General features: G+C 58.9%; 23 protein-coding genes and 2 pseudogenes. 15 read left to right on the top strand and 10 right to left on the bottom strand.

The features are described from left to right. Window positions 1-147 precede the first annotated feature (147 nt). The gene (locus tag RBA41_RS01935; RefSeq protein WP_306620448.1) at window positions 148-2,349 is read left to right on the top strand and encodes an OsmC domain/YcaO domain-containing protein; all 2,202 of its coding nucleotides are present in this window, start codon (window positions 148-150) and stop codon (window positions 2,347-2,349) included. Between the two features lie 284 nt (window positions 2,350-2,633). Here the strand turns inward: RBA41_RS01935 and RBA41_RS01930 are convergent, their stop codons facing one another. The 3 genes from RBA41_RS01930 to RBA41_RS01920 form a co-directional block, all read right to left on the bottom strand. Beyond that, complete coding sequence (locus RBA41_RS01930; RefSeq protein WP_306620446.1) at window positions 2,634-3,335, bottom strand: potassium channel family protein; 702 nt, start codon at window positions 3,333-3,335, stop codon at window positions 2,634-2,636. Beyond that, window positions 3,325-4,659, bottom strand: coding sequence for a TrkH family potassium uptake protein (locus tag RBA41_RS01925; RefSeq protein WP_306620444.1), 1,335 nt, complete (start codon window positions 4,657-4,659; stop codon window positions 3,325-3,327). Before RBA41_RS01925 ends, RBA41_RS01930 begins: the two co-directional genes overlap by 11 nt. Window positions 4,660-4,787: 128 nt before the next feature. Continuing rightward, the gene (locus tag RBA41_RS01920; protein ID WP_306620442.1) at window positions 4,788-4,955 is read right to left on the bottom strand and encodes a hypothetical protein; all 168 of its coding nucleotides are present in this window, start codon (window positions 4,953-4,955) and stop codon (window positions 4,788-4,790) included. A 220-nt stretch (window positions 4,956-5,175) separates the two neighbouring features. Between RBA41_RS01920 and RBA41_RS01915 the strand changes: the two genes are divergently transcribed. The 5 genes from RBA41_RS01915 to RBA41_RS01895 all read left to right on the top strand — a co-directional run bounded on the left by RBA41_RS01915 (window position 5,176) and on the right by RBA41_RS01895 (window position 10,113). Further along, complete coding sequence (locus tag RBA41_RS01915; RefSeq protein WP_306620440.1) at window positions 5,176-5,760, top strand: PEP-CTERM sorting domain-containing protein; 585 nt, start codon at window positions 5,176-5,178, stop codon at window positions 5,758-5,760. Window positions 5,761-5,810: 50 nt separating this feature from the next. Next, window positions 5,811-6,371: a dihydrofolate reductase family protein gene (locus RBA41_RS01910; protein ID WP_306620438.1), complete on the top strand. Its 561-nt coding sequence runs from the start codon at window positions 5,811-5,813 to the stop codon at window positions 6,369-6,371. A gap of 155 nt (window positions 6,372-6,526) precedes the next feature. Next, window positions 6,527-7,471 carry a helix-turn-helix domain-containing protein gene (locus RBA41_RS01905; RefSeq protein WP_306620436.1) on the top strand — a complete coding sequence of 315 codons (945 nt, stop codon included), beginning with the start codon at window positions 6,527-6,529 and terminating at the stop codon, window positions 7,469-7,471. Window positions 7,472-7,610: 139 nt separating this feature from the next. After that, on the top strand, window positions 7,611-9,212 hold the full coding sequence (locus tag RBA41_RS01900) for a M64 family metallopeptidase (RefSeq protein ID WP_306620434.1): 1,602 nt from the start codon (window positions 7,611-7,613) through the stop codon (window positions 9,210-9,212). A gap of 466 nt (window positions 9,213-9,678) precedes the next feature. Then, the gene (locus tag RBA41_RS01895; RefSeq protein WP_306620643.1) at window positions 9,679-10,113 is read left to right on the top strand and encodes a GNAT family N-acetyltransferase; all 435 of its coding nucleotides are present in this window, start codon (window positions 9,679-9,681) and stop codon (window positions 10,111-10,113) included. Window positions 10,114-10,344: 231 nt separating this feature from the next. On the opposite strand, the gene RBA41_RS01890 is transcribed toward RBA41_RS01895, so the two are convergent. Continuing rightward, window positions 10,345-10,506, bottom strand: a complete 162-nt coding sequence (locus RBA41_RS01890) for a hypothetical protein (protein ID WP_306620432.1) — start codon at window positions 10,504-10,506, stop codon at window positions 10,345-10,347. Between the two features lie 208 nt (window positions 10,507-10,714). On the opposite strand from RBA41_RS01890, the gene RBA41_RS01885 reads away from it, so the two are divergent. Continuing rightward, window positions 10,715-11,026 carry a hypothetical protein gene (locus tag RBA41_RS01885; RefSeq protein WP_306620430.1) on the top strand — a complete coding sequence of 104 codons (312 nt, stop codon included), beginning with the start codon at window positions 10,715-10,717 and terminating at the stop codon, window positions 11,024-11,026. 324 nt (window positions 11,027-11,350) lie between these two features. Then, window positions 11,351-11,749, top strand: coding sequence for an HdeA family protein (locus tag RBA41_RS01880; protein ID WP_306620427.1), 399 nt, complete (start codon window positions 11,351-11,353; stop codon window positions 11,747-11,749). 160 nt (window positions 11,750-11,909) lie between these two features. Here the strand turns inward: RBA41_RS01880 and RBA41_RS01875 are convergent, their stop codons facing one another. The 3 genes from RBA41_RS01875 to RBA41_RS01865 form a co-directional block, all read right to left on the bottom strand. Then, on the bottom strand, window positions 11,910-12,770 hold the full coding sequence (locus RBA41_RS01875; RefSeq protein ID WP_306620425.1) for a YihY/virulence factor BrkB family protein: 861 nt from the start codon (window positions 12,768-12,770) through the stop codon (window positions 11,910-11,912). Window positions 12,771-13,011: 241 nt separating this feature from the next. After that, a complete protein-coding gene (locus RBA41_RS01870; RefSeq protein WP_306620423.1) occupies window positions 13,012-13,398 on the bottom strand; it encodes a DUF1622 domain-containing protein in 387 nt (128 codons plus the stop codon). Window positions 13,399-13,415: 17 nt separating this feature from the next. After that, window positions 13,416-13,790, bottom strand: a complete 375-nt coding sequence (locus RBA41_RS01865) for a four-helix bundle copper-binding protein (protein WP_306620421.1) — start codon at window positions 13,788-13,790, stop codon at window positions 13,416-13,418. 274 nt (window positions 13,791-14,064) lie between these two features. Between RBA41_RS01865 and RBA41_RS01860 the strand changes: the two are divergent. Further along, window positions 14,065-14,751, top strand: a pseudogene (locus tag RBA41_RS01860) (mechanosensitive ion channel family protein); the annotation flags it as partial. Window positions 14,752-14,949: 198 nt separating this feature from the next. Here the strand turns inward: RBA41_RS01860 and RBA41_RS01855 are convergent. Continuing rightward, the gene (locus tag RBA41_RS01855; RefSeq protein WP_306620419.1) at window positions 14,950-16,296 is read right to left on the bottom strand and encodes a DUF2254 domain-containing protein; all 1,347 of its coding nucleotides are present in this window, start codon (window positions 16,294-16,296) and stop codon (window positions 14,950-14,952) included. A 266-nt stretch (window positions 16,297-16,562) separates the two neighbouring features. Between RBA41_RS01855 and RBA41_RS01850 the strand changes: the two are divergent. Together RBA41_RS01850 and RBA41_RS01845 are read left to right on the top strand one after the other, a co-directional pair. Beyond that, a pseudogene (locus RBA41_RS01850) lies at window positions 16,563-17,084 on the top strand (transposase); the annotation flags it as partial. A 30-nt stretch (window positions 17,085-17,114) separates the two neighbouring features. Next, window positions 17,115-17,732 carry a phospholipase D-like domain-containing protein gene (locus RBA41_RS01845; protein WP_306620641.1) on the top strand — a complete coding sequence of 206 codons (618 nt, stop codon included), beginning with the start codon at window positions 17,115-17,117 and terminating at the stop codon, window positions 17,730-17,732. On the opposite strand, the gene RBA41_RS01840 is transcribed toward RBA41_RS01845, so the two are convergent. Further along, window positions 17,662-18,039 (bottom strand): OmpA family protein, encoded by a 378-nt coding sequence (locus RBA41_RS01840; protein ID WP_306620417.1) that lies wholly within the window; start codon window positions 18,037-18,039, stop codon window positions 17,662-17,664. The genes RBA41_RS01845 and RBA41_RS01840 overlap by 71 nt on opposite strands. 511 nt (window positions 18,040-18,550) lie before the next feature. Between RBA41_RS01840 and RBA41_RS01835 the strand changes: the two genes are divergently transcribed. The 3 genes from RBA41_RS01835 to RBA41_RS01825 all read left to right on the top strand — a co-directional run bounded on the left by RBA41_RS01835 (window position 18,551) and on the right by RBA41_RS01825 (window position 20,880). Continuing rightward, on the top strand, window positions 18,551-19,174 hold the full coding sequence (locus RBA41_RS01835) for an HAD family hydrolase (protein WP_306620415.1): 624 nt from the start codon (window positions 18,551-18,553) through the stop codon (window positions 19,172-19,174). Continuing rightward, complete coding sequence (locus tag RBA41_RS01830; RefSeq protein WP_306620413.1) at window positions 19,171-20,448, top strand: family 4 glycosyl hydrolase; 1,278 nt, start codon at window positions 19,171-19,173, stop codon at window positions 20,446-20,448. The genes RBA41_RS01835 and RBA41_RS01830 overlap by 4 nt, the downstream gene beginning before the upstream one ends. Before the next feature lie 216 nt (window positions 20,449-20,664). Next, window positions 20,665-20,880: a hypothetical protein gene (locus RBA41_RS01825; protein WP_306620411.1), complete on the top strand. Its 216-nt coding sequence runs from the start codon at window positions 20,665-20,667 to the stop codon at window positions 20,878-20,880. 231 nt (window positions 20,881-21,111) lie between these two features. Here the strand turns inward: RBA41_RS01825 and RBA41_RS01820 are convergent, their stop codons facing one another. After that, a complete protein-coding gene (locus RBA41_RS01820) occupies window positions 21,112-21,573 on the bottom strand; it encodes a hypothetical protein (protein WP_306620409.1) in 462 nt (153 codons plus the stop codon). A 465-nt stretch (window positions 21,574-22,038) separates the two neighbouring features. On the opposite strand from RBA41_RS01820, the gene RBA41_RS01815 reads away from it, so the two are divergent. After that, window positions 22,039-22,470 carry a TerB family tellurite resistance protein gene (locus tag RBA41_RS01815; protein WP_306620407.1) on the top strand — a complete coding sequence of 144 codons (432 nt, stop codon included), beginning with the start codon at window positions 22,039-22,041 and terminating at the stop codon, window positions 22,468-22,470. Window positions 22,471-22,524 lie beyond the last annotated feature (54 nt).

Genomic DNA, 22,524 nt, shown 5'->3' with positions numbered 1-22,524 from the left:
ACTCCGTACAGAAGTGTTCCCCGACGGAAGGCGCTTGCCCGGGTGTTAGCGCGGCTGCCTTGATTACTCCCGCCTCCAGCTATGCTGGGAGGGCAAAAGCGACGATAATGTCGACTCCGCCATTTTGCACACTCATTAGAATTCCCCATGGAAATTAAGGTCAACTTTCTCGATAAGCTTCGTCTTGAGGCCAAGTTCGATGATTTCACAGTGGTCGCCGACCAGCCTGTGCGCTACAAGGGCGACGGCTCCGCGCCTGGTCCGTTCGATTACTTCCTGGCCTCATCGGCTTTGTGCGCAGCTTACTTCGTGAAGTTGTATTGTGTAACGCGCAATATTCCTACCGATAATATTCGCCTGTCGCAGAACAATATTGTCGATCCGGAAAACCGTTACCAGCAGATCTTCAAGATCGATGTCGAGTTGCCGGCGGATATCTCTGATAAAGACCGCCAGGGTATCCTTCGCTCCATCGAGCGTTGTACGGTGAAAAAAGTGGTACAGGCCGGGCCCGAGTTTGTGATCAACGAGGTGGATAATCTGGACGCCGATGCGCAGGCGTTGCTGACCTTGAAACCGGCGTCCGAGGCGAGCACCTATATTGCGGGCAAGGACCTGCCGCTGGAGCAAACCATCGCCAATATGTCCGGCGTGTTGGCCGGTTTGGGCATGAAGATTGAAATCGCTTCATGGCGCAATATCGTTCCCAATGTGTGGTCGCTGCATATCCGCGATGCGCACTCGCCGATGTGTTTTACCAACGGCAAGGGATCGACCAAGGAAAGCGCGCTGGCGTCGGCCTTGGGCGAGTTTATCGAGCGATTGAATTTCAATCATTTCTATGGCGGTACGTTCTGGGGCGAAGACATCGCCAACGCGGCGTTCGTACATTACCCCGACGAGCGCTGGTTCAAGCCTGGCCGCAAAGATGCGCTGCCGGCCGACATCCTGGACGAGTACTGTCTGCAAATTTACAATCCCGATGGCGAGCTGCGTGGCTCGCATCTGATCGACACCAACTCCGGCAATGTGCAGCGCGGTATCTGTTCGCTGCCGTACGTGCGCAAGTCGGACGGCAAGGTGGTCTATTTTCCATCCAACCTGATCGAAAACCTCTATGTCAGCAATGGCATGAGCGCCGGTAATACGCTGGCCGAAGCGCAGGTGCAATGCCTGTCGGAGATTTTCGAACGGGCGGTCAAACGCGACATCCTGGAAGGTGAAATCGCCTTGCCCGATGTGCCGCACGAGGTGCTGGCGAAATACCCCGGCATTCTGGCCGGCATCCAGGGGTTGGAAGAGCAGGGCTTTCCGGTGCTGGTGAAGGATGCGTCGCTGGGCGGGGCGTATCCGGTGATGTGCGTCACCTTGATGAACCCGCGCACGGGCGGTGTGTTTGCCTCGTTCGGCGCGCATCCGAGCTTCGAGGTGGCGCTGGAACGCAGTCTGACGGAATTGCTGCAGGGTCGCAGTTTTGAAGGTTTGAACGATCTGCCTCGACCTACCTTCGTCAGTAACGCCGTCACTGAGCCCAATAATTTCGTTGAACACTTCATCGATTCGAGCGGTATCGTGTCGTGGCGCTTTTTCAGTGCCAAGGCCGATCATGATTTTGTTGAGTGGGATTTTTGCAGCCCGGGTCAGAACGCCAATGCCGAGGAGGCAGCGACCCTGTTCGGCATTCTCGAAGGCATGGGTAAAGAGGTGTACATGGCGGTGTACGAGAATTTAGGTGCCGCTGCCTGCCGCATTCTGGTGCCGGGTTATTCGGAAGTCTACCCCGTGGAAGATTTGATCTGGGATAACACGAACAAGGCGCTGTTGTTCCGCGCCGATATCTTGAACCTGCATCGCCTCGACGATGCCAGCCTCGAATCACTGCTCGAGCGCTTGGAGAACAGCGAGCTTGACGAATACGCCGACATCGCTACCCTGATCGGGATCGAATTCGACGAAAATACGGTCTGGGGACAGCTGACGACGCTGGAGTTGAAGCTGCTGATTCATCTCGCCTTACAGCAGTTTGAGGAGACGAAGGAGCTGGTGGAAGCCTTCCTGCAGTACAACGACAACACGGTCGAACGGGGATTGTTTTACCAGGCCTTGCATGTCGTGCTTGAGGTGCTGCTCGATGAGGACCTGGAAATGGACGATTACGCGGTCAATTTCCGCCGGATGTTTGGCGACGCCCGGATGGACGCGGTCATGGGGTCGGTGGACGGCAGTGTGCGTTTCTTCGGTTTGACGCCGACGAGTATGAAACTGGAAGGGCTCGATAAGCACGAACGTCTGATCGACAGCTACAGGAAAGCGCACACCGCACGGGCCAATGCTGCGGCCAGATCGTAAAGATTCCTGGTATCGCCGCATTTTCCGTTTTGCTTCGTGCATCCGCATCCGCAGTTGCCGGGATCGTCAAGTGCACAGGCGCCGACGGGAAGGGTGCTTTTACGGATCGGGCTTGTGCGGGTGATGTACCGCGGCGCGCCACATCGGCTCGACCCTTTCAGAAAGATCGCGCTGGCGAGATAAGCAGGTTTGCGCTGAGGTGACAGTCGCCCGCACCTTCAAGCCCCAAGCCAAGCGCTGCCGGAACGGATGCCGGTCAGCCTTGGTCTTGACACTGAAGCCGGCTATTTTTTTACTTTTGTAGCACTTGCAAACAACTCGATCTTGCGTGTGGGACCAGAAACAATGAGCAGATCCGCAGGTTCTACGGATGTTTCGGGGGTGGCGTGCTGGAAGTCTGTATTGGCACGCTTAACGCCTACCACGGTTACGCCAAACTGCTCGCGCACCCGTGACTCGGTCAACGTTTTATTGTGCGTGAGGGTGGGAGCGTGAATCTTCGCGATGGCAAAGCCATCGTCAAACTCCAGGAAGTCGATCAGACGTCCCGTCACCAGGTGGGCCACGCGTTCGCCCATGTCTGCCTCTGGCATGACGACGTGATGGGCCCCCATCTTTTTCGCCAACTGACCGTGGTCGTGGTCGAGTGCCTTGACCCATATGTCCTTGATCCCCAGTTCGGTCAGCACCATCAGGGTCAATAGACTTGACGCAATATCGGTACCGATGGCGACAATCGCATGCGAAAAGTCGGCCGCACCAAGCTGGAGCATCACGCTCTCTTTGGTGGAATCGGCCTGCACTGCGTGGGTCAGCTTGTCTGCCCAGGTCTGGACGCGCTCGCTATTGTTGTCCACGCCCATGACGTCATGGCCCAGCCGGACCAACGACTGGGCAACTGCGCTACCGAACCGGCCCAAGCCGATAACCAGGACACTGTCGCTTGCCGAAAACGCAAACTGCTCTGTGAAAATTCTACCCAACAATTGGATGCTCCTCTGGATAGCGATACGGCATACGCCGCTCACCGAGTATGAGTGATGTCGCTAAGGTGATGGTTCCTATGCGGCCTAAATACATTAATGCAACAAGTACAAACTGCCCTGCCGCCGGCAGATCGGCTGTGATTCCGGTCGATAGTCCCACCGTCCCGAAGGCAGAAATCACTTCGAAAATGACCCGATCAGTCGTGGCGTCACTCACCGATAGCAATATTGTAGTGCCCAATATGACCGTCGCGCTTCCGAGTACCAGGACCGTGACTGCCTGGCGCTGGGCGGCCCCGCCGACACGCCGACCAAACGCTTCGCTGTCGGGATGGCCCCGGATCTCTGCCAGGACCAGCAAGAACAGAATGGCGACCGTGCCTACCTTGACGCCACCGGCGGTCCCGGCGCTACCGGCCCCTACGAACATGAGCAGATAGTGCAGTGACCAGGTTTCTCTGCTGGCAACGGCAAGATCAATGGTGTTGAACCCGGCAGTTCTCGCCGAGACCGACGTGAACGCCGCCGACAGGATTTTCTCGGGAAGCGCCATTGCGCCCAGGGTCTTTGCGTTATGCCACTCGAAAATCAGGATGCCGAGAAAGCCCAGGGCCAGCAAGAAACCGGTCACGGCCAGGGTCAGCTTTGTATGCAGCGACCAGCTACGCGGCGATCGCGTTTTGTCCCGCAGGTCCATCAACACGGGAAATCCGATACCCCCAATAAAGATTGCCAGCATCAGCGGAAGGAGGACTAGCGCATCAGGAGCGTAGCGCATGACGCTGTCCGCATGGATCGAGAAGCCGGCGTTGTTAAACGCCGAAACTGAATGGAACAGTCCGCTCCAGGCAGCCTGCTGCCATTCCAGGCCATAGCCCAGGCGAAATCTCAACGTCAAGACCAAAGCAACGATGAACTCGCACACGATCGTCACAGTGAGCACAAGTTTGGCGACATTGGCGACGTCGCCAAGCCCCAGGGTATGGGTCTCGGTTTGGGTGATGAGCTTGAGCCGTAGCCGGGGCGAACGGTTGACCATCAAACCAAGTAAAGTCGCGCCGGTCATCATGCCAAAGCCCCCGATCTGGAACAGCAGCATGATGGTAGCTTGGCCTGCCGATGACCAGTACGTGCCGGTATCGACGATGGCGAGGCCGGTGACGCACACTGCCGACGTTGCAGTGAAAAGCGCCGTGAGAAATGGCACTGAACCGCCTCCTTCCCGCGCGAACGGCATCATCAAAAGAGCTGTTCCAATAAGGATTGCTACAAGAAATGCGAATGCGACAATGCGAGCGGGGTGGAGAAGTCGTTGTCTTATCATTCGTTTTTGCGGGAGTCAGGCAAGAGGCAGACTTTGCCAGTCCTGCCTGGTTATAAAGATGTAGCGCGGATGTTGGTGCGTAGATAAAGACGTTCTGAGCATCAACCTGGAGTATACCCTAACTCTCTTCAGGCAAAGTCGGGGAGGGCGGTCGGCGCGTTCTTGCGCTGCGCGGACGTGGCCGCAGCGGCGTCGCCCAAGACGATCAATGAGACGCAAACGAAGCGGGCGAGGGCGGGATGGGAGAGGGTGCCCATCCGTACTTTCAGGCTGGCCGGGCCCAGGAAAATTGTCATATGGGTCAGGCCCTGGGTGCGCAATGATACTCGGCTGGTCGACTAAGCCAAGGCAGAGCAATCCATTTCATCTGGTCAAGGATGTCGACAATCTTTACATATGTTCCAGCGAACTTGCCATGCGCCGATGCAGGTCATTGAATGCGTTCATGATTTTTTAACAGGCATGGATATTGCTGCATATCAAATATAAATTGATTAACCTTGACAAAGGATTCACATGAAACGCATATTGCTCGCAGCATTGCTGTCGGTGGCAGGATTGAACGCCAACGCCATCGTCCTGACCTTCGACGACATCGACGAGTATTACCCCGGCCTCGAACACGAGCCCATTCCGACTCCGTACCACGGCTTCCAGTTCAACGATCCTTCGCACTGGATCAACACCGTCGATTCGCCCTACAATTATGGCGCGCACAGCGGTAAATTCACCCTGTTCAACCTCTTCGGCGGCCCGATCGCCGTCATGATGCAGGACCGTTCGGATTTCACACTGGGCGGCCTGTGGGCGCAAACCTGGGACAGGCAGGCCGACCGTACAGGCTTGATTCGCGGGTATCAAGACGAGGTGCTGGTATTTTCGTCACGCGTCGACCTGACCTCGAGCTTCAGGTATTTTTCCGGCTATGCCGGCAAGCTCGATTCGCTGGTACTGGACTTTGGCGACTACTTCCTGGTTGACGACCTGGAGCTGACCGGTCCAGCCGTCGCGGCCATTCCGGAACCCGGTTCGCTGGCCCTGCTGGGCCTGGGCCTGGCCGGTGTTGCCGCCGCGCGCCGCCGCCGCGTCAGGCAGGCATGACCGTTTAGCAGCGACGGCGAGCGGCTCGTTGCATATCTCGAATGGAGGACATGATGGGACTCTTAACCTTCAGTATCAACGTCACCTTGGACGGCTGCGTCGACCACCAGGAAGGAATCGCCGACGACGAGACACACGCCTTTTTCACCCGCCTCATGGACGAGGGCGGGGCGATGCTGTGGGGCCGCGTCACCTACGAGATGATGGAGAGCTACTGGCCAGCGGTCGCCAGCGGCGCCGCGGAGGCACCGGCGGCGATGCGCGAGTGGGCGGTCAAGCTGGAGGCCAAGCCGAAATACGTCGTGTCCTCGACGCGAACGGCCTTCCCCTGGATCAACAGCCACCACATCGCCGGCAACTTGCAAGCGGGCGTACAGAAGCTCAAGGACGCAACCCCGAACGGGGTACTCCTCGGTAGCGGCAAGCTCGCGACCGAGCTGGACCGGCTGGATCTGATCGACGAGTACAAGTTCCTCGTGCACCCCAGGATTGCCGGCCACGGCCCGACCCTGTACGGCAGCGGACTGCCCAGCACGCGACGGCTCGAGTTGATCTCGGCGAAGCCACTGCGCAGCGGCGCCGTCGCCATGCATTACCGGCGCGCGCGCTGACTCGGGGTCTGCTCCAACTGGGCCAATGCGAGTCTGACCGGTTTCGAGGGCGACAAGGCAGCGTCGCCTAAGGTCAACGACCATGCCGATTTATGCATATTGCATAAGGAAATGCACACAAAGGTGCTTTAAAATAGATGATAAAATGACAATCAATGGAATTGGAATTGGCCCCTCACACCGAAAGCGACACGCCGATGATCAAGAGCACCGAGGATCTACGGCGCTGGTTCGTGCAGAGCGGGGTGGCCTCGCCATTGGACCTGTGCATTGGTCCATTGCCACGTTCGAAAGCCGCTTTGGGACGCTGGTCTAGCGGCCATGCCGAACACGTGGTCCGTTCCGTGAGTCCGCATCCTGGGAGTTATCGGCTTTCCCTCATGCTTTCTCCTCTGGAGGCACGGATCTGGGCCGGCAACAAGCCGGTCTGGGGTGGCATGATCGCTGCGAACCGTTTTCGGATTTCCCCGCCCGGCGAATGTGGTCAGTGGACCCAGATGAGCGCTTGCGACATCGTCAATATCTTCATTCCGGTCGACCTGGTCGATCATCTTGGCGGCCTGCGCAATGACGCCGCCAGCAATAAATTGGTGGCCAACGTGTTTGTGCAGGACCGGATCGTGCTCGACCTCGTGCATAAAATGCTCAATACCGCAGCGCTGGCGGGACAGCTTGCGCAAGAGGCGTGCGACGGCTTGATTACGGTCCTTGTGTGTTATTTGCTTGAGCACTATACCCAGCCAAACAGCTTGCCCGAGAGGAGCGGCCTCGGCGGCAGCCGGCTGCGCAGCGTGCTTCGGCACATTGCGCAAAGTTCGGCTGAGTCGGTATCGAATGCCGAACTTGCCGCACTGTGCGGCATGAGCGAGGCTCACTTTTCACGCGAGTTTCGGCGCGCGGTCGGACTGCCGCCACACCAATACATGATGAAGCTGCGCCTGGAACGGGCCTGCGCGGCGCTACTGTCGGAGCAAGCGCGCGTTCTGGATATCGCGCAGGAATGCGGCTTTACCAATGCCAGCCATTTCTCTCGTGCATTTTCCTCGCAGTACGGAATGTCGCCCACGATCTTCCGCCAACAACACCGAACTGCAACATAAACGGCGACATCATTTTGTTTGGCCACGCTTCGCGTTACAGCAGCAGTTTTATGCAATATGAGCAGGATTGAAGGCGCGACGTTTCCAAAATGGAAACAAACTCCTTGTTCGAAAACAATAAACTCGAACGAGGACGACAATGAAACTACTCACATCTTTATCGCTTACATTGGTGACCCTGGCAAGCCTGACAGTCGCGGCACAGGCGCAAAATATCTCCCTGCGCGTGAGCGTCAGCGAAGGACGAACCGGCGTCAATTTTGCGCCGATTCACGCCGAAGTGGGTGATTTTGCGCTGACCCCGAGCCTGCCCGGCCACGCCCAGGGCCAACAGTGGCGCGTCGTCGCACGCAATGCCGCAGGTACGGTAGTGCATGAAGTGGCGATCAAAAACACCCAGCAAAGGCACGTTGAAGTATTCGATCCGAAAACCGGCGCCATCGATATGTCGCGCCGGGTGAAGCAAGCTGACAGCGTTTTTGAGGTGTCCTTGCCGTTTAGCGCAGCAGTCGCCAGCGTCGACGTACTGGCGCCAGCGTCGACCAATGTGGGCATCAAGGCCGTTACCGCACCGCTGGCAAAATTCGACCGCGCGTCACTGGAAAAAAAGGTGGGCGCCAGCAAGCTGATGCGCACCCAGAGTATGGCCGCCGCGGCGCCAGCGGCGAGCGTCACCACGGTCGTCAACACTGGCCCGTCCAACGCGCGCATGGACTATGTGTTCATCGGCGATGGTTATACCGCGGCCGAAATGAGCAAATGGCAAGCCGATGCGAAGAAGGTGATCGACGGCTTCATGGCCGATCCTTTGTTCGCGGCCAATCGCGCCAATATGAATGTCCGCCGCGTCGATATCGCGAGCAATCAATCCGGGGTCGATGAGATCGATAAAGGCATCTATCGCGACACCGCCATGGATGGCGAATTCTACTGCTATAACATCGAGCGCCTTCTGTGCGTCAACGAGACCAAGGTGTATAACATTGTCGGCTCGGTTCTTGCTCCGGACCAGCGCGACGTCATCGTCGTCATTTCCAACTCGACCCGCTACGGTGGTTCGGGCGGGGCGATCGCCACCGCGTCGATGAACACCTCGTCGGTCGAAGTGGCTTTGCACGAAATCGGCCATACCGCATTTGCGCTGGCGGACGAGTACGAAGGCGGCACATGCGACCTGAGTTCCGAGCCGACGGAAGGCAATGTGTCGCTCAACCGCACGCGTAACGTCAAATGGGGCAGCAAGATCGCCGCCGCCACGCCGGTACCAACCACGGTCGGTAGCGTTGCGAACGGCACGGTAGGGGTGTTCCAAGGGGGGCAATACTGTTCAAGCGGTATCTACCGCCCAACCGAAAATTCACGTATGCGCACCCTCGGTTATCCTTGGCACGCAGTCAATGAAGGACTGGTGAAGACGGTGTTCGGCAAGTATACCGCCGTTACCCAAACCGGAACGCTGGGCAGTGGCGGCATCGCCTACGCGCCAAACACAAGCCCGGGTTACATTCAAGCGGGCAGTGGCACCTACAACGTGCAATTGACCGGACCGGCCGGCACCGACTTCGATTTGTCCCTCTACAAATCGCTGAGCACCGGCTGGAGCAGAGTCGCGGTCAGCCGAGGCAACACATCCAGCGAATCGATCAACTATGTGGGAACCGCAGGCTATTACTACATCGAAGTGAAATCGTATTCGGGTTCCGGAAGCTACACCGTGAAATACTCCGTCCCGCCGAAGTGACACTGGCGCTCGCACGCTTAGCCCATGCCGGGATTCGACATGGGCTACATAACAGGTTCAGCACCCAGTCCGCAGGCACAAGCGCTTCGTTCAGGAAGGTGTAGTAGCGTTTGCTGGTGTATTTGGCCGGCGCGTGTGCAGACCAGGGGCCATCGCCACACGGCAGCTTGGTATTCCATTTTGGAAACCTACCAGCACTACCTTGAATTCGCATAATCTATATTATGTTAAATAAAGGATGAAGCTGACGCTGTCGTCGGTACCTCTGTCCGATTGTCTACAGCCCACACCACGTCGACACAATCCTCCGTCCATTTTCCACCGTCGAGCACCTGCCTGTGCCGATGGTCCGAGGATATGCGACCCAACAAACTGCGTTCCGGCGCGGTCGGCAGCTGAACCGCGCCGGACGAAAGCCAGCAACGTCGCGCTCCCGGAGATCGTCCTGGACGTGTTCGTGAACTACATGAAATGCTTCACGTCGCCCAATCCCGATCAACAGGCTTCCGTTTATGCGAAGGACGGTGCGCGAGTCGGCTATGTCACGTATGCACTGTCGCCACTTTTCGACATGGTCTACATCTTTGACATCGGGATCGATGAAGCGTTCCGGCGCCAGGGATACGGGCTCGCCGTCATTCACCATCTTGTTTCGACCTATCAGCTCCCGCTCACCACAATCAAGGAAGTGTACGCGGCGCACATGTTCTGGGCCGCAGCAAGAGAATTGGCCATGCTGAACGGAAGTTCCATATCGACGATATCGGTCAGCGAAATGAAACAGGAACAAGCGCGATGGGAGCATCTTCGGCCGGCGATGATCCGCCTCGAGGATTTGATCACCCAGCGGTTCATTCAGGGCGAGTCGTTCGAAAGCGCGGTCGGCCGGGGTCTCGACTAGCCGGCGTCGTCAACGGGAATTCGCGAATGGCACATTCCACCCGCTAAAGCAAAGTCGACAATATGTTTGGTAATGTCGACTCAAAGGTGGGTATGGCAGCAATTGTGTGACGTTGAAAGATGTTGTGCCTAAGCCGATTCGCGTGGCGATGTCTTCCGATACGGGTTTTGTGTCGGCCTATGCCCGATCCCGATTTGCGATACGCACCAAGGTATCGGCCCAATTGGCCGGCTAGTCGATTGTGATCGCAAGGCTGGTCGCGCCAAAGAACGCCTGCTGGGAATCGGCGACCATGTAAGTGATGACCGCGCCTGGGGAGCCCGCCGCCGCTACGAGGAACCTCCCCCGCCAAGATATTTCCTGAAAACCAATTTCAGTGGCTTCATCAACCATCGGATTCCTCGATCTCGATAAAATCGACGTTTAAACTTTTGCCAATGTGCTCGTCGTAACTGGACAGCCAAGAACCTGGATCTTCCTTCTGACGGCTCTTTCCTCGGCCAAAGCGCAAAGCTATGCTGGCAGCCTTCGACCGCTCGTCGTGCGTTCGATTCAAGTAGCACAGTAGCCTGCCCTGCCCGCGCACGGCGACGATACGCCCTTGCTGCTCTCTTCGCGGACAAAGGTGGTGCACGTCGGCGACAAGAAGATCAAGCATGTCAACGACAGGCGCTTCTTTGGCGCCTGGCATGCGATCGCGACCCGACAGGGCTTGTACAAGATCGTCAAGGAACGCTTGGCCCTGGCGCACGTTTTCCTGACCGGCTCTGGCCAGGTGGACCTCGCTGCGGAGCTTGAGAAGGCCTCGCCGCACTGGCTGCGCCACACGTTTGCAAAGGCAGTCCTCTTAAAAGGGCAGTCGATGCGAGAAGTGGCGAGTCTCCTTGGTCTGCCAGTGCCGACACGACGATGATTTATACAGACCAGGACGCGCTTGATTTGGTACGCGCTCTTGAGCGTACGTCTCCCGAAACGATCTCCGTAGAGCAAACAGTAACTGACTAGCTCAGTCAAGGCGCCATCATTTTTCCAGCTCCCGGGATTTTCGAGCACGGGTCAGGTTGCCAAGATTGCGAATTTCAAACTCTTGGGTACAGCAGCCAGGAAACAGTGAGGTAGCCGTACCTCCGAAAACGCATGAATGGCAGGATAAAGCTAACCTCCAGCTAAGTATACAGACGTAAATTGCAACATGGCTGCAATCGATGCAGTCTTGTTAAGCACCTGCTCCTAAATTTTGATCTGCCCTTCTGCAACGAACCTAGAAAGGAATTTAGATGAAATCAGTACTTCGAATCATTACCATGGCCGCCGCGGTGACCATATATCCACTCTGAACCCCGCGCAAGCGGCCGACATGCAGAGCAAGAAACCCATCGTAATGACAACTTGCAAGGACTATTTGGCAATGAATGAGGTCCTCAAACCAAAATTTATCTATTACGTCGTCGGCCAGACCAAGCGCGGCAAGCCCGAAACCGTGTATTTCGACGTGGACTATGTCGAGAGGATCGTCCCCTCGATTGAAAAGTACTGCCGCGTACATTTGACGGCTTCGGCCTATGAGAGAGTCATTTCGGAGAGCATTGCATCGGAGCCAGATTATATCGGCGCTGCGGTAGCAAAGCCGAAATAGGTGCGTTGTTCGGGGGGGCGACCCATTGGGACAGCCCACGGCAAACCGGCTACCACAGCCCCACAGGCTGCCGACGGCTGCCTGGATTAACCCGCCGATCATGGAGAAAAAAGCAGCCTGAAAATGAGGTTTAGACTCTCAGAAATTTAACCCAGGTGTTTCAAATCGATTGACACATTCCGGTCGCCAACCGTTGCTGGGCGGCGACGGCGTTCATTTCGGCGCCCAGCAACAGAGCCGCGGTTGAGATGTGCAAGTACATCAGCAGTACGATCACCGCACCAGTGCTGCCATACATGACGCTGTAGTTAGCGAAGACCTGAATGTAGCTAGCAAGAGCGAACGATGCACTGAACCAGATCAACACAGCAAACCCGGCACCGGGGGAAAACAGCCGAAACCGGTGCTTCACGTTGGGCAACACGTGGTATGCAATCGCCACGACGAGGGTCAAGAGGGCAAACGCGCCAGGTAGGCGTAGCCAGGACCAGGGAGCTACGAAATCTGCGCCCAGCGCAAGTTCTTCAGCCAGCCAGCGCATGGCATTTGGCCCGACGGACAACAGTAGCGCGGCCGAAACCAGCATCACGGCCATTCCCAGGGTAAACAGAATCGACATCGGGTAACGCGTCCAAAACGGGCGCGATTCAGTCGCACCGAACACGAGATTGAGTGCGTTCATCAAGGAACGTACGGCGCCCGATGCGATCCAGAGGGCAGCGACTGCACCGGTTGATAGGAACCCTGCTTGCGGTGCTCGCAGTTCGCTGATGGCCTGCTCAACAAGGCCCAGCACCGATGGCGGAAGGATGATGCGGGATTGGCGCATCATCCAGTCAAAGAATTCGGGCCGCTGCAGCGATACTAGCAAGGCCAAAAAAAATAGGACGAACGGGAACATCGACAGCAAAATACGAAACGCGAGCGCCTCCGCATGCACCATCATCCGATCCCGCCGGAAGGCGCTAGCCGCCTGTATCACAAGGCAAGCCGCCTCTCTTACAATCGATGCGACTGGCATCAGTGGGTCCCTTCCATCATTTCCTCTGGATTCGGTGAGCGCCCAGCCATTTTCCCACAAGGCATAGACCCGAGCCGGCAGATAGCGGCAACCGATTCTGTACTGCCGGGCCTAGCGGTCGCTGCCATCGTGGGCGGCCTGGCCTGGCCTAGTCCGTAGCATGTTCGGTCATTGCACAGGCGCGCCTGGATTTGGCCGCGCTCGTGATCGTGAGGTGACGGCGGAACCCTTCCGAGCGCGGCTACGTCTGACTCTCTTTGGCTACTGGAGCCGGGCGGGCCTGCTCGCTGCGGCCCTCCTCCTGCCGGGTTTCAATCATCAGGAAGTAGTTCAATCCGGTACGGATGATGGCCACTGCGGCGAGCTTGCCGATCTGTTCCCAGCTGGGAGCGATGGCCGTCGACAGAATATCGGCCGCCAGCTGGAGCTCGAGGGCCAGGCCGAGGTAGCGCGCCAGTTGCAGGCGCACGGGGTTGAAACCACCGGCTCTGCTTGCAATGAGATGGCGCGCGAAGCCAGTCAGCGCGACCAGGATGCCCACCGCGATGACGAGGGCGCCAAGCGTCTCGACGCCCAGGCGCAGCCATGCAACCGCGCTGCGTGTCAGGTTTTCGGCATCCGCGAACATCGGCTAAGCGTACTTTGCTAATGAGCCCCGGCGTGCGCCCCGCTCGTCGCGCTTGCGGGACCAGCGCCGGCCATACGCCTGCACTCTTGCGCGCAGCGCATGCAAGCCTGCGCACAGTCCTGGCAGTGCTGCGCCTGGTGTTTGCCGCACTCGTCGGCGCAAGCGTCGCACACCGTGGCGCATGCCTGGCACACGGCGCTGGCCAGATCGCTGCCGCGCGCCATGAAGACCGCCGCAACCCGGCAAATCTCCGCACAGTCGATATTACTGGCAATACAGTCGGCCATCATGTTCACGTCATCTTCCTTTAAGCATGCGCTGGCGCAGCGGTCGCAGGCAAGCGCGCAGGCATTGCAGGCCTCGATACAAGCGTCGAATTCAGCGTGATTCATCAGGTTCTCCTCGCGTTGTTGGTACCCCGATCTTGCACGTATGAGGCTTCCGGCGGCGCTAGCTTGCTGGCGCGAATTATTCGAGGACCGATCTGAAGCGGGCGACACGGGTTTCCCTATACAAGCATCATTGTTGCAAGCCGAGTATCGGTAACCGGATTGGACGACCAAACACGTGAACCCACAAATTTCGCTCGCGTATCAGCGTTTCGAGCAATTGGCAGCCGAGGCCCTGATCCTGCTGCCGGGCCTGGGCATCGCCATTGTGGTGTTCATGCTGTTCCTCGCAGCGGCGCACTGGACCCGCAAGCTGGTGCAGCACATCAACGCCAGGCGATTCCACCACAATCTGGTCCTGGTGCTCGGACGCCTTGCCCAGTGGGGCATGATTTTTTTGGGAATGCTACTAGCCATCACCATTGCCTTCCCATCGTTTACGCCGGCCAACCTGATCAGCGCGCTGGGAATTACCGGCATCGCGATCGGTTTCGCATTCAAGGACATCTTCGAAAATTTCCTGGCGGGGATTTTGATTCTGGCCACCGAGCCTTTCAAGATCGATGACCAGATTATCTTCGGCTCCTTCGAAGGCACGATCGAGCGCATCGAGACCAGGGCGACAATGATGCGCACCTACGATGGCCGGCTGGTGGTCATTCCAAATGCGGAGTTATTCAAGGGCTCCTTCATTGTCAACACCGCGTTCCCGGCAAGACGGCTGGAATACGATGTAACAATCGGCAATGGCGATGATATCGCGGCCGCGAAAGCGATCATGCTGGGCGTCTTGACCGGCCTGGCAGGGGTTGAGAAGGATCCAGCGCCCGACACGCTTGTCATCGACTACGGAGACTATGGCGTGAAGATCAGGATGCGCTGGTGGATCACACCGCCTCGGCGCGCGGACGCACTGGCGATGAAAGACGAGGTTCTGTCTAGGGTGAAAGGTGAGCTGACCCGTCACGGCATCGACCTGCCCTACCCCACGCACCAGGTGCTGTTCCACGACCAGACTGAAGGGTCGGACGGCGACCGCCAGCGGCAGCGCGAGGGCTGGCCGGGGGAGCCGGGACAGCAGGCGGACGGCGGTGCGGACGGCGGTGCGGACGATAGCACCGCCATTACGCCTGGCAAATACGGCTCGAAACTAAGCTGGCAACTAAACTCCGCCGCACCCGGCTGCAGCCTGCCTGCCGTTGGCCAGGGCGCTGCGCACTTGTCCGATACGCCGCCCGATGGCGCTGCGGTCGAGCTCGGCCTCGACAGTGCGCGCGTTCAATTCATCCAGGAAGTCGAGCTGCTCGGACATCGCGCGCGCGCGATCCGGTAGGCTCAAAAGCTTGCCGACGACATGGATCATCTCGGTCATGCGCAAGATGATCGACACGTTGCCGTTGGCGCCGCGCCTGATCTGGTCGAACGCTTCATGCACCATGGCGGCAAAATTGGGTTGAACAGTTACCAGTCGCAAGCTGCCGCCAGCCCGCCGGTACGGCGACTGAAAGGCACGCGGCGCGAGCGCGGCCAGGATTGTCCCAAGATAGTCGATGCTCATCACCGCCGTGGTCGTATCGTTGATCCCCGGCGACAACGCGCGCAATGCGACGTCGACGATCTGGCGCACGCCAAAGGCGGGATCCTGCTCCACCGTGCGATAGGCGCTGATGCGGACCGTGTCGCGCAGTGCTTGCAACGTGCGGGGGGCCAGGCACTGCGCTTGTTCAACGGTCACCAGACAGGCCCCGGCAACGACAAACTGTCCGACGCCCAGCTCCATGCGCAGCATGGTGTCGTGCTTGCACGCATACGCGACGAGCGCCGCTTCGTCGATGCTCTGGACGTAGCCGCTGATTGTGGCGGGCACGCTCTGGACGCAGGCTGCCGGCCGCGCGGCCGCCTCGGCCTCATCGCGCTCGCGTTTGGTGCTGTCGTCGTCCTGCTTCGGGAACATGTGTTCAATGGTCGCGATGGTATCGCCGGCAATGCTTGCCAAGATCGTCGAGGCCTGGATCGAAACGGCAATGTGATGAATGAAAAAAATCAGCAAGCCGACCGCCGCGACGGCGCCCACCACCCCCAGCGTGACGGCGGTCACCGGCACAACCAGTTCGTCGTCCTGTCCTTTTACCCCACGCAGAACGATCAGGCAATACGCATAGAGGCCGGCAAACACGCCGATCGACGCTTGCGTCAGGCGGCTGCGCATGAAGGTGCGCAGCACCCGCGAACTGTACTGGCTCGAAGCCAGTGCCAGGGCCACCAGGGTCATCGAAAAGACAATCCCCACCACCGAGATCATTGAGGCGGCAATGGTGGAGAGCATGTCGCGCGCGCCGGCGGCGCTGACACTGAACAGTTGAGGAAAGGCCGACAGCCAGAGATCCGAGGTGCCAGGGCGCAAGTGGGTAAGTACCACCGCGGCTCCGATATAGGCGCTGACGATCAGGTACGGCAAGAACCAGAAACTGGCGCGCAAGGTCGTCCAAATCCACTTGATGCGTTGCATGGATCGCTCCTTCGGTGCAAGGTGTGAAGCCTGGCGCGCACCGCGCGAAGGCCGCAGTTCATAGGCGGCGCGCAGCCGAGCTGATGCATCCAGTATAGGGCCCGGCTCGATTCGGCGACGTACGTTAGTAGTCGGTGCGGGACCTTGCAAGCTTGCGCTGCCTGCCTGCATCCATGCCCAACAGTGCGTCCATCGCACCCGGCGGTGCTAGGAGTCTGCGCGGCAGAACAGATGCAATCCAAATGGAGACGAGGTAAACTTGTCAAATGACGGCGAGCTTCCTTCCATACGATCAGCATCAGCAGATGCTGCTTCCCCATGCTTTGCAAGACTGGCTCCCCGAGGGCCACCTTGCCTACTTCATCAGCGACACGGTCGATTCGCTTGATCTGTCGGCCTTTCACGCGCGATATGCGGGCGGCGGCCCACGCAATCAGCCATTTAATCCGGCGATGATGGTCAAGGTACTTGTGTACGGTTATGCAACCGGTGTGTTCTCATCACGCAAGTTGGCCAGAAAGCTGCATGAGGACGTGGCGTTGCGTATGCTCGCTGCTGACAATTACCCGGCGCATCGAACGATTTGCGATTTCCGCGCGTTCCACTTGAAGGAACTGTCGGACCTGTTCGTCCAGGTAGTGAAGATGGCGAAAGAGTGCGGCTTGGTCAAACTGGGCATGATCGGCGTCGATGGCACCAAGATCAAGGCCAACGCATCGCGCCACAAGGCAATGAGCTACGAGCGCATGCAAAAGGCCGAGCGTGAACTGAAGGAGCAAATCGACGCGTTCAAGGTCCGGGGACCTGTGGTCGGCCAGATGCAGTCGGCATTCATCGACAACTGGATGCAGGCAACAGGCGAGGTCTTGCACGGCGAAATCTACCTCCCGGCGTTGACGCCCGCAGGTACCCACAGTGCCCGGGTATTCACCAGTTTTTCCGCCTCCTATTTCGTGCCCGACACCGTGGCCGTCAATTCCCTGATTGCCGCGGTTGCCCGCGGCGTCAAGGTGCGGATTATCGTGCCTGAAAAATACCAGGACTGGGAAGTGGTGCGGCGCGCGTCGCGGACTGCCTGGGGCCGTTTGCTCCAGGGCGGGGTCGAGCTCTACGAGTACCAGCCCAGTTTCGATGCCCGGTCTTTCTCCATCAACGACGAAGCAAACTTGAATATTTGCGATGCCGGCTTCGCTGAGCGCCAGGCTGCGATATTTCGAAGCGACCTGGAACGCTCGCGCCGCATTACGTTCGCCGAGTGGGAGGCGCGGCCGTGGTCCGACAAGGCGCTCGATTTCGGCGCCTCGCTTCTCGCTTCCCAGTTGCAAAGCAGCCGGTGCCGACTGCAGTTCCGGCTGGCTTCAACGATCAGTACACAATGTCGGCGCGCCGGTTTTGCGACCAGTTGGCCTCGCCGCTGCCGATCCCCCGCGGCTTGACCTCTCCCAGCGACACCGCTTCCATCTGACCTGCCGTCACGCCCAGCGCAGACAGCGACCTGCGCACGGCCTCGGCCCGCCGTTGTTCCAGCGCGAGGTTGTATTCGGTGCCGCCACGCTCGTCGGTGTGTCCTTGAATGACAATCCGGCGCCCCCTGTTTTGATTGAGGTAGCCAGCGTGATGCTCGATGACCCGCCTGCCCTGCTCGCCGACCGAGTAATCGTCATAGTCAAAGAATATGCTGCGTTTGGCCAGCACCCCGTTCACATCGGTTAATGGATCGACGGAGTCTGAAGGCGGCAGCATGGTCCCGCCAGGCGGTGGAGCCCGGACCACAGTGGCGGCCAGCGGCCGTTGCGCAGGGGCGTCCCTGACCCCCACGGGGTACTGCATGCGCTGAGAAGCGACGTCGCGGCAATAAGAGCGGCTAAATTTGTCTTCGTCATGTCTATCTCCTGGTTTTTTCGGTCGGCTTGAAACGACACGAGTGACGCAAGTACCCAGACCAATGCTCGATGCGTTTCTGAATGCAGTCTTGCCATCGTATCCCTTGTAACTTAGCAAATACTCAGTTTTCAATCTAACGCAGCCATGCCGCGCCGGCTTCGGACCATGTGTCCGAGATGCACACTAAGGTGCAGCTAATTAATGCTTGCTAATCTTGGACCTGTGTTGTCGAGATTGCATCAGCCTCCCTCCTCGACGTCTGGCGCTGCCACGCCTTTGACCGGCAAACGGCGCTGTTTGCCACGCACGGTTGGCTGCCACTGTTGGCTTGGCACGCGCATGCCGCAAATAAGACCAAGAAAGAATTGCTATGCACATGGTAAAAACCGATCGATGTAGCACTGCCCCCGTTACGTGCACTGTGGTCCTGGCCACCGATCTCGACGGTATCTTGCCTGCCGGTTCCCCCGAAACCCCGCGCCACATCTGCGACCTGTTCAGCGGCGGCCTGCCATGGGCGCGGATCGTCTTCGTGCCGCCCCGCAGGCTGAAGTCCTTCATGCCCGTGCTTATCGACTCGACCATGCCGCGGCCCCATTACATCATCGCCGACATCGGCGCCACAGTCGTGTACGGGGACTTGCGCCTGATGCAGCCACTGCAGGACGAGATCGCCAGGCGCTGGCCCGGCTTGCAAGCGCTAGTACGCGCCGTAGCGCGCTCGTCCCTGCAGCGTCAATGCGTGTTGCAGGAACGCCACTGTTCGGGGTCGCTGGCGCGTTTTGAAAGCTCGAGGGCGAAGCGTCAGCGCCGCCTGGCCGCCGGTGCAGGTAGTCGGGCGACGCCTTGTGCCCCGCGCTGCTGCGGTACTGATCCGCTCCCAGCGGGCCGCCTGCGCACTGACCGTCGGGGTTTGCGCCGCCAGCCAGATGGTCGAGCCGACCGGTGGCAGGATGCGTGCAGGATTGAGGCGCTGGCCAAGGAGATCCTATGAAAACACTGACAATCCTGGGCGGGGGCAGCGCCTACACCCCGGGTCTGGTCCAGTCGTTGATCCGCCAGGCCTCGGCTTTGCCGTTGCGCAACGTGCGCTTGTACGACGTAGACCAGGCCAGGCTAGATGTTGTCAGCCGTCTGTGCGCCGGTATGGCGCGCAGCGCTCAAGCGCCTTTCGTCGTCGAGGCGGCCTGCACCCTGGAGGATGCGCTGCAAGGGGCCGGCGTGGTGCTGAACTCAACCCGTCCCGGCGGCCTCGTCGCACGCCGGATCGACGAGACTTTGCCGCTCGAATTCGGCATTCCCGGACAAGAGACCGTGGGCCCGGGGGGATTTTTCTATGCGTTGCGCTCGGTGCCTGAGGCGCTGCGGGTGGCCGATGCCATGGCCGCGCTGGCGCCGGGAGCAATCCTTCTTAATCTCACTAATCCCAGCAATATCGTGACCCAGGCGCTGGTCGATCACGGCAAGGTGAAAGTAATAGGCATGTGCGGCCAGAGTGACGAAGACCTCGAAGCGCTGGGACAGGCGATGGGACGCCCCGGGCTGCCCGCATGCCGCTGCAACGGCCTGAACCATGCAACCTGGTATAGCGAACTGGCGTTCGATGGCGTGGCGTTATGCGATTTGCCCAACGAGCTCGAAGCGCCGCAAGAATTTGACGACGAGCATGAATTGCGCTTTGCGTACAGCTTGCAGTTGGCCAAGGCCGAAGCAAGCGGAAGCTGGCCGAATTCCTATCTACCCTACTACGTGTTCCCGCATGCCTTCGTCGAGCAAGCGCGCAAAGCCGGCCCGCGCAGCGACGTGGTGGCCGCCTCGCTGCCGCATTACTATGCCCACTTCGCCGAGCAGGCCGACTTGGCTCACCCCCAGTTGCGTCTTTTTCGTGGCGCCGGCGGCTTCTGCGACATGGCGGTAACCGTCATCGGCGCCCTCTGTGCCGACCATCCGTGCGAGTTGATCCTGAACCTGCCCAATGCGGGCGCCACCCGATGGTTCGCCGACGATACCGTCATCGAAACGCATGTCAAGGTCTCGCGCCACGGTATCGAGCACATTGCGGCCCCTTCCCTGCCCGACTCGTTTTGCGAGCTGGCTGTACGCCTGGAAAAGTACCAGCGCCTTAGCGCGTGCGCCGCGGTCGGCTGTTGCGAAGTGCTGCATGTGGCCGCGCTGGCCGCCAACCCGATGGTGGGTGACCTCGGGCTGGCCCAGCGCCTTCTTGATGTCGCGCGGACCCGCTACGGCTCGCTGATCCGGTGGCCGTAGTGCGATTTTCATGCCCGGTAGGTCTCGCAGCAAAAATGGGGCTGCTGCGCCACTATGCCTCCCAAGTGCGGTCCTGTTGGGGGCCGATGATGGCATGCGGGAGTTTATCTTGCGCTGCCAGCATGCGGCAGCTCCCTATGAAATGTACTGGCGCGCTGCTCCGCCACGCGCGGCGCCTACGCATCCTGCGGCGCCGGCTATTGAGAAGGACAGCTCATGAATCATACCTTCCTGGACAATCACCTTGTCGCGTGGGGCATCGCGCTGGCGATTGCCGTCGGCGCAATGTTGGCAATGGTGCTGGCGAAAAAGCTAGCGCTGCGCTTCTTTGGGACCCTCGCCGCCCGCACCAACGCTGAGCTCGATGACTGCTGTGGCCAAGTAATTTCGGACACCACGATAGGTTCCGGTGATGCCATTTTTCGTTCGTAGACAGCGGGCGGCAGATTGCTCAATGCTGGTCGGTGATATCGGCCTTGGCCTTGGCGTGATTGGCGTATATCGTGAGGTTCAGGAAGCCCCTGCGCCGGCTTGCGCTGTTGGATGGCCATGTCCAACGCGTCGCAGACCAGTTAACGCCCGCTTTAAAATGTTTGGGGCCAGGCAGCGTGGCTGAGCACCGCTGCACAGCAGGCAGGCCTGAGCGTTATTTTTGAGAAAAAATTATTTCGCTCCCGTGCGTTCACGTCCACCGGACAAGGCGCTGGTCGGTGGATGCGGTTCATTCGCTACCGAGGGAAATTTGGCAGCGTGGTTCAAACCAGCGCGTAGCTGGCGTAAATCGGCTTGGCCGCCTGGGCGGACGGCCAAGACGGCTTCTGCGACCAAGCGCGCCTTGTCAGCGGTGATGGCCACACCGCGATCGGCAGCGCCAATTGCAATAGCCAAGTCGATCAAAGCCGCTCTATCCAATTTCCCCCATGCTTCTGGCTCAGCGGCGTTTTGTGTGATCTTATCGAAAATATATTGCAAGTTACTCTTCATGTTGATACTCCAGATATTGCCGCTCGTGCTATCGATGCTCGCTGCGGCGATAGCGATTCTACGTTGATGTTGCAGAAATGAATAGGAATCAAGCGTTTCAGAGACCATAAGCTTCGTCACGCCAAGGTCAACGTTCTGCAAGGGAAGCCAAAGCGCGGGAGTATTGGCCTTGTGCGCACCTCGCCGCAAGCGAACGACTCGCTTTCGAAACTCATCAACGACCCACAGGGGCGCCTGTAGTAGTAGCCGACAGTGCAAGGCAATACGGCATCCTGCGGCAAGATGCTCAGTTCCAGGCCGCCGATGAGCCAGTGATTGCGCAGGATTCCGAAGCGCAGGGCTAAACGCATTGCGGACTAGCAACTGAGAACGCTGAACCGGCTCGCACAGCCGCCGCCGGCCGACGAAATTTGTTCAAATCGTACCCGACACCGCAGTTCAGAGTAAAGTTGGGGTCCGAGGTGCTGTGCAACGCTTACGTTCAGCTGCACCTCGGGCGGCGCAACGCCACGACAATCGGCCGTCCAGCGGTCTTTCCCCTTCACAGCTCGGCTGTTCGGACGCCGATGTGAGTATTTTCCAACCATGTCTAACAAGGATAAGACGATGCGTTCCTACCCGCCTAATAGCCCGCAGGCTGTTTCCCGACTGCTAGCTTTGAGCGTCATTATTGACGGTGGCGGCTCGCCGCTTGAGATTGCGGCCACTTACCGGCTTGGGATTCTTGACTATGCTGGGATTCAGGAAGATGTTTTCGACCAGGTGCTTCACGAGATGTGCGCTGATCTCCCGACAACGCCTGACGGCCTGGTACAGGTTGAGACAGAAATGATTGATCAGTTGCTGGCGGAAATTGTGCGACCTGACTTACGCCTAGGCCTATGGAAGGCTATGTGGCAATTGGTCTACGCTGACGAAAAGCTCGCCGACGCCGAAATCGCGCTGCTTCTCCGGGTGACGAGCACATGGGGAATAGAGGCGGACGCTAACGGTAGCGGCCAGATAGCCGGGCCGGTTCCTACGGCCGATCATCGGTGATTACGCCAGGCGCAAACATGCGTGTGCCTAGCAGCCCCATGTTCCACCGCAGAT

The sequence above is a fragment of the Massilia scottii genome, assembly GCF_030846495.1.
GTDB classification, from domain to species: Bacteria; Pseudomonadota; Gammaproteobacteria; order Burkholderiales; family Burkholderiaceae_D; genus Telluria_A; species Telluria_A violaceinigra.
This window is presented reverse-complemented; position numbering and strand designations above follow the sequence as displayed.